The organism is Propionivibrio sp., from assembly GCF_049316945.1.
GTDB lineage: Bacteria > Pseudomonadota > Gammaproteobacteria > Burkholderiales > Rhodocyclaceae > Propionivibrio.
Genome location: NZ_JBMOJE010000234.1, coordinates 1 through 4276, shown reverse-complemented (window position 1 = coordinate 4276; position 4276 = coordinate 1). Strand labels below are relative to the sequence as shown.

Annotated in this window: 8 protein-coding genes; 2 read left to right on the top strand and 6 right to left on the bottom strand. The window is 51.4% G+C overall.

Annotation, left to right across the window (positions count from 1 at the left end; genetic code table 11):
• From ACOYNV_RS26060 to ACOYNV_RS26035, 6 genes are all read right to left on the bottom strand, one after another.
• A partial coding sequence (locus ACOYNV_RS26060; protein ID WP_422902731.1) for a hypothetical protein occupies positions 1 to 248 on the bottom strand: 248 nt, incomplete at its 3' end.
• Complete coding sequence (locus ACOYNV_RS26055) at positions 245 to 469, bottom strand: hypothetical protein (RefSeq protein WP_422902730.1); 225 nt, start codon at positions 467 to 469, stop codon at positions 245 to 247. The genes ACOYNV_RS26060 and ACOYNV_RS26055, both read right to left, overlap by 4 nt.
• Positions 466 to 1140 carry a DUF3102 domain-containing protein gene (locus ACOYNV_RS26050; RefSeq protein WP_422902729.1) on the bottom strand — a complete coding sequence of 225 codons (675 nt, stop codon included), beginning with the start codon at positions 1138 to 1140 and terminating at the stop codon, positions 466 to 468. Before ACOYNV_RS26050 ends, ACOYNV_RS26055 begins: the two co-directional genes overlap by 4 nt.
• Positions 1137 to 1874: a DUF5131 family protein gene (locus tag ACOYNV_RS26045; RefSeq protein ID WP_422902728.1), complete on the bottom strand. Its 738-nt coding sequence runs from the start codon at positions 1872 to 1874 to the stop codon at positions 1137 to 1139. Before ACOYNV_RS26045 ends, ACOYNV_RS26050 begins: the two co-directional genes overlap by 4 nt.
• Positions 1871 to 2146 carry a hypothetical protein gene (locus ACOYNV_RS26040; protein WP_422902727.1) on the bottom strand — a complete coding sequence of 92 codons (276 nt, stop codon included), beginning with the start codon at positions 2144 to 2146 and terminating at the stop codon, positions 1871 to 1873. The genes ACOYNV_RS26045 and ACOYNV_RS26040 overlap by 4 nt, the downstream gene beginning before the upstream one ends.
• Positions 2147 to 2157: 11 nt before the next feature.
• The gene (locus tag ACOYNV_RS26035; RefSeq protein WP_422902726.1) at positions 2158 to 2358 is read right to left on the bottom strand and encodes a helix-turn-helix transcriptional regulator; all 201 of its coding nucleotides are present in this window, start codon (positions 2356 to 2358) and stop codon (positions 2158 to 2160) included.
• A 514-nt stretch (positions 2359 to 2872) separates the two neighbouring features.
• Between ACOYNV_RS26035 and ACOYNV_RS26030 the strand changes: the two genes are divergently transcribed.
• Positions 2873 to 3235, top strand: coding sequence for a hypothetical protein (locus ACOYNV_RS26030; RefSeq protein ID WP_422902725.1), 363 nt, complete (start codon positions 2873 to 2875; stop codon positions 3233 to 3235).
• Positions 3236 to 3550: 315 nt separating this feature from the next.
• Positions 3551 to 3958 carry a pilin gene (locus ACOYNV_RS26025; protein WP_422902724.1) on the top strand — a complete coding sequence of 136 codons (408 nt, stop codon included), beginning with the start codon at positions 3551 to 3553 and terminating at the stop codon, positions 3956 to 3958.
• Positions 3959 to 4276: the final 318 nt, after the last annotated feature.

Sequence of the window (4276 nt, the reverse complement as noted above, 5' to 3'; positions counted from 1 at the left end):
AATTGCGGGTCAACAGGGTTAAGCGTTATGCAGGGCGTAAAACCTGCCGCGTTGTATCGCGCTGCGTTTTCAGCCATGACGCTCCAGTGTTCAGCATCATAAAATCCCGCATTAGCAATTTTTCCTTTAAATGAGCGTAACTCGTACACCTCCGCCGGGTCACACATGACGTGCAGCGCCGCAAGAATTGCCGCCTGATCTGGCTTTGCAATTGGCATAGTTTCTGGTTTTTCAATCACTTCACTCATGCTTGCTCTCCCTGTGTCCGTTGTTCTTCATACATCCGCATCAGCCGCGTAGCTGCACTATGCGACCACCCTGCCGCGCCGGGTATATCTCCCTCGGCCAAATAGTAAATAGCTAACCGCAAAGCCTCCTCTATGCGGGCTTTAGCTGCGTTTTCTCCAATGGCGGCACCTATGTCTAGGCTAGCTGCTGGCATAGCTGCTGAGGTTGTTTTAGTGGTCATGCTGCGGCTCCTTTGCCTTTTGAAAGGTTGTAAAGAAACGCATCTGTGTGGATTTCTTCGACTTCCTCCGGCGACCAGCCAAACTGATCTAAGCAATACTCTTCAAAGGTTTTGTATCCCCCGTGAACGTACAGTTTTTTGCTCAACATGTATTTAAAGCGAATGCTTATGTCTGCTTTGGTCTGGTTTTCGATTTTTTGGCTTTCGCTAACAGCATCATTCAGCTTCTCATAGGCACGTTCTCCGGCTTTCCAAGCTACTGTCGCGCGTTTCGCATCGTGTTCCTGCTGCAATGCTTGCTGATTTGGTGATGTTTTTGCATCTTCCAAAACGGACACTGTGTCCGTTTTGACGGCTTCGATCATGGGTGGCAACTTGTCGTTTTTGATAGCCCGAACCGGCAATGGTTTGCCAAGTGCAGCGGCCATGTAGCGCCGTGCTGTCCGGTCTGTCACGTTCAGGTTGTTTGTCAGCCACGCACCAAAGTCACCATGCTGCAAACTGGCCTTGACTGACAGCAGCAGCTTGCCAGCCTCGACAGCGTGTCCGACAGCTTCACCAGCCTTGATGCAGGCCAGTTTGTGGTGATGGTTGATCTGGCTGGCGGTGGTCATCAGGTCGGTGCTTGCCGCGCCGGTTGCCGCAATGGCGGTGTGTGTGGTGGCGGTCATGCTGCGGCTCCTTCCAAGCTCGGGAAAACCTTGTAAGTCTGACCATTCAGCGTTTTGATTCCGTGCCTTAATCCTCCACCTTGCTTAAAGAAAAACGCTACACCTTGCTGGTCACATTGGGCGCGAATGCTTTCAGCCCACTCGGGCTTCATTGGCCGATATCCAGGACCGGACTCGCCCCCGACAATCACCCAGTCGATGCCCGTCAAGTTGAGTTCGCCCAAATCTTCCAAGAGCGGCTCGATGCTCAAAAACCGCACCTTTGCCGGTACTTGCCGCAAGTGTTCGATGCGATGTAAACCATGCTTTACATCTTCGCAAGTAACACCAAGCCAAACATTCGGCCAGCCGTTACCCCAATCAGCCGGTAACATTTTTTTGATGTTTGGCGCTCGCTTGGTCAGTAGTTGCCAATCAATGTTTGGAGTATTGCGGATGGTCTCAAACAAACGCTCGCGTAGTGCTGGATCTGCTGCGTTGTCGAAAACATCGCACATAGAACCCGAAAACACCTTATGCCGAATGCCAGCTTTTGCGGCTTTACGATTCCATGTGAACGGCTTGCTCCAGTTGTTTTCTGAAAGCGTTTTTAGGTTCCCGTTCCAATGATCACCACCAGTTCGATGGTCAAGTGCAGCGGCATAGCAGTTATCGCAAGCCGGGCTTACCTTGGTACACCCCCACCAAGGGTTAAATGTGCTGTCTGTCCAGTCGATGCCAGTTATTTCACTCATAACCGCACCCCAACTTTCACGGCAAACGCGGTTAACTCGGCCGGGTTTTTGCAATACCGGCTGAGTCCATATTTGCAAACGGTGAACCCTCCGCCTGTGTCACGGACGACGCGGTGGTCGTCTTTTTCAAGTTGCGCGACAAGGTTTGCAGTTGCATTGCTTGCCGCTGGCTGGTGCGGTCTTACCCGGTAAGGGTGTGGCTTGCTGGTGCTGTTGCTAAATCGTGCTGGCGTGTCTAATCCCGGCTCTTGGCCGTCGCTGTTGGTGAACATGGCAGTTCACCTTAGAGTGATTCAACAAACGCTTGCAGATCAGCCAAACGCCAAACTGGACGTTTGGGCGTGATGCGGATCGGCGCGGGTATGTGCCCAGCTTTGACTTGCAGTTGAAAGTTTGAGCGCGACAGCCGTAAGAATGCTGCTGCCTCAGCTCCAGGAAGGAGCGTTGCTTGATTGCCCGCAGTGGGGCTTTTGACATTTTCCATTGATAGCACCAATGAATGCGTTCAACTCTTGCGAGCGAAACGCTGGTTTTGGTAAACTATCATCGTCTGGAGAGACAAGTGATAGTGTGATTTGAATTCCCCGGAATTCACGAAAAGGCCACCTTGCAGGGTGGTTTTTTCGTTTATTGGGTGCAATGAGCGTTGTGTAATCAGCCGTGATCAACTGATAGCACAAATTATAGATAGCGGGTTTATGTGGTCAAACCTTAGTGGGGGTCTCTGCTGGCGCGATACGGCCTTGTGGGTGCCTAAGTCGGTACTGCCACTACGGGTTTAATGAAAACATGCCATGTGTCATTACAGATCAACAACTTGCGAGAGGTTTTCAATAAAGTCTATTGACTCGCAATAACCATAAAAGCTAGTCAAGTATTCACCACAAAAACTTGACAAGTGCCCAAACAGGCAGTTTTGCAGCAGTTTTTGTGTCGTTTTACCCCGTCTGTAGCTGGCTGGCTTCGCACTTTGGCCGGAATAGCGTGATACTCCGGCGGTGCATCCCGAACCCACCATTGCAGACACTTCACTCGACATGATGTCAGAGAGCGATGCTGCTTCCCTTCGGCTATTTATTGCTCAGCGCCGCGTCTGGTCTAGCCACTTACCTCTGCGCAATGATGAGGGTGAACCTTTATTGTTGGTGCTACCAAAACGGCAGGAACTGAAGCCAATGACCGAGGATGAGCGGTTGCTCGCACTCCCCGCGCTAAAGCAACAACTCATGGCGAACCCACACTACGCAATGGTTATCGAGCAAGAAGGCGATCAGTACCTGCTGGACTGGATGACAATTTGGGGTACTCGATACGAACCCGAGCCGGTACCAACTGGAACAGACAACATCACATTGATTTAGGTGCGAGCAGGTTTTGTGTATTCAACGTAACCGGGGGCATCATGAATGACAGGAAATGCACCCCCACTACCGCATCTGACTATCGCTTTTGCCTGATTTGGCGGCACCACACCGAAAGCCAGCGCGGCCTCCAAGGGTTTTCCCTGAAGTTATCGGGCAGGTTGTCCACAAAGACCGTGGATAACCTGTTTTGGCAGGTTTTACTTTAAAACAGTAGCAGACTAAGATAGTTAACTTTATGCAATATCCATTACGACTAAAAAAATACCGATAAGTACCTGCGGTTTGACCCATTTTTCAGAAAGAATGGCGGGTATGCACTCAATCCAAAAGGGATTCACACTCATTGAATTGATGATTGTCGTGGCCATCATCGGTATCTTGGCATCCGTGGCATTGCCAAGCTACAAGTCCTACACCATACGGGCCAAGTTGTCCGAGGCTGCACTTTTTGCCAGTGCCTGTAAAACTGCCGTGTATGAATACTACGTTGCGAACGGAACTTGGCCGCATGACGATACCAAAGTGGATTGCAACACATCAACCCCAGATGTTGTCAGGGATGTACACGTCAGTGACGGAGCAATTGTGGTCGGCATTTACGGTGCCAGAACCGGCATCGGTTTCGCTTGCCAAATAGCACTCACCCCTGATGCCACTGGCGCGGTATGGACGGGCTCGACCACTTGCCCACCCCAATATGTGCCGACCAACTTCCGCTAACCTGGGTGCTTTTAAACAAACGACAGAAAAGTTTCACAGGGGCTGCTTCTGAGAAGCCCGCCCTGCCTGTTTTTGCAGCAGTGTTGCGAAAACACCACCCAGCGCGGCATCCAAGGGTTATCCCTGAAGTTATCCAGCGTGTTGTCCACACAAAGCGGGGATAACCCAGCGACTGTCAGCCTTGCGGCACTGGTATGCGCCGCTTTTTGACGATGACTATCGGCGGCGCTGGTGCAGGTGGCGGTAACGTAGGTTCTGCTTCTGGCGCAATGGCATCTGGCACCGATACATCACCAGTCGGCGCAATGGCATCACCCG

Coding starts and splice junctions, on each gene's coding strand:
- ACOYNV_RS26025 (WP_422902724.1), top strand. CDS start 3,551: ATGCACTCAATCCAAAAGGGATTCACACTCATTGAATTGATGATTGTC.
- ACOYNV_RS26040 (WP_422902727.1), bottom strand. CDS start 2,146: ATGTTCACCAACAGCGACGGCCAAGAGCCGGGATTAGACACGCCAGCA.
- ACOYNV_RS26050 (WP_422902729.1), bottom strand. CDS start 1,140: ATGACCGCCACCACACACACCGCCATTGCGGCAACCGGCGCGGCAAGC.
- ACOYNV_RS26035 (WP_422902726.1), bottom strand. CDS start 2,358: ATGGAAAATGTCAAAAGCCCCACTGCGGGCAATCAAGCAACGCTCCTT.
- ACOYNV_RS26055 (WP_422902730.1), bottom strand. CDS start 469: ATGACCACTAAAACAACCTCAGCAGCTATGCCAGCAGCTAGCCTAGAC.
- ACOYNV_RS26045 (WP_422902728.1), bottom strand. CDS start 1,874: ATGAGTGAAATAACTGGCATCGACTGGACAGACAGCACATTTAACCCT.